Genomic DNA, 825 nt, shown 5'->3' with positions numbered 1-825 from the left:
CAACGAAGAGCGCACCGCGACCCTGGACGACTTCCTGCACACCTACAACTACCATCGCTGCCACACCGCACTCGGAGGCCAGCCACCCATCACCCGCGTGAACAACCCTGCGGGTCAATACACCTAGGCGCCCTTCCGTCCCGCGCCAGAACGGAGCGCGCGGGACGGGCCCCGGCCCCGTGGCGGGACGCAGCCGGGAACACGCGACACGTCCTGCACCGGGTGATTCTGGCGAGTCCTTGTAGGACATCGTGCCGCTCCGCACGAAGCCCTGAGCGCTGAAGAAGCCCTGAGCGCTGAAGAAGCCCTGTTGCACGGCTGCTCGTTGGACCGGGTATGACGACGTACGACACGACTCCGAGGCCCGCCCCGAAAGCAGACGGCGCCATCCCGCTGACAGTCCGCTTCGACCCCAGTGAGTACCTGGAGATCGACCGATGGATCCTGGAGCTGAGGCACCAGACCGGTATCCGCTGGGACAAGGCAGAAGTCGTGCGTGAACTGCTGCGCATGGCCCGCACACCCGACAACATTCTGTGCGACGCGCTGATCGCCCGAGCCCGAAGGACCAACGCCTGAGCGACCCGCGCGGCCTCCAGACGCACAGAGGGCCGTGCCGACGTCCGGCATGGCCCTCACATGATCCACTGCGGCTCTACGCTGCCCCCGGGGCCCGGCTCTATGGAGTCACCCCTCTCAACGGCCCGGTGCCCGCAACGTCACGAGACCGAGAGCTGGGGGGACACCGTCGGGGATCTCCTGTAGATCTGGCGGCATGAACCTCAACGACCTTGGCCTGCTGATGGCCCGTCGTCAGGACGGCGG

1 protein-coding gene and 1 pseudogene are annotated in these 825 nt (G+C 67.0%); both read left to right on the top strand.

Annotated features, from left to right (window positions below; genetic code table 11):
* Nucleotides 1-127, top strand: a pseudogene (locus tag IF20_RS38785) (IS481 family transposase); the annotation flags it as partial.
* Between the two features lie 209 nt (nt 128-336).
* Nucleotides 337-579: a hypothetical protein gene (locus IF20_RS36875; protein ID WP_052869801.1), complete on the top strand. Its 243-nt coding sequence runs from the start codon at nt 337-339 to the stop codon at nt 577-579.
* Nucleotides 580-825 lie beyond the last annotated feature (246 nt).

This window comes from Streptomyces niger (genome assembly GCF_000718305.1).
Classification (GTDB): Bacteria; Actinomycetota; Actinomycetes; order Streptomycetales; family Streptomycetaceae; genus Streptomyces; species Streptomyces niger.
The sequence above is the reverse complement of the archived record's forward strand: the minus strand, read 5'-3'. Positions and strand labels throughout refer to the sequence as shown.

What these genes read in the sequence shown, in the direction of transcription:
- IF20_RS36875 (WP_052869801.1), top strand. Translation starts at nt 337, where the DNA reads ATGACGACGTACGACACGACTCCGAGGCCCGCCCCGAAAGCAGACGGC.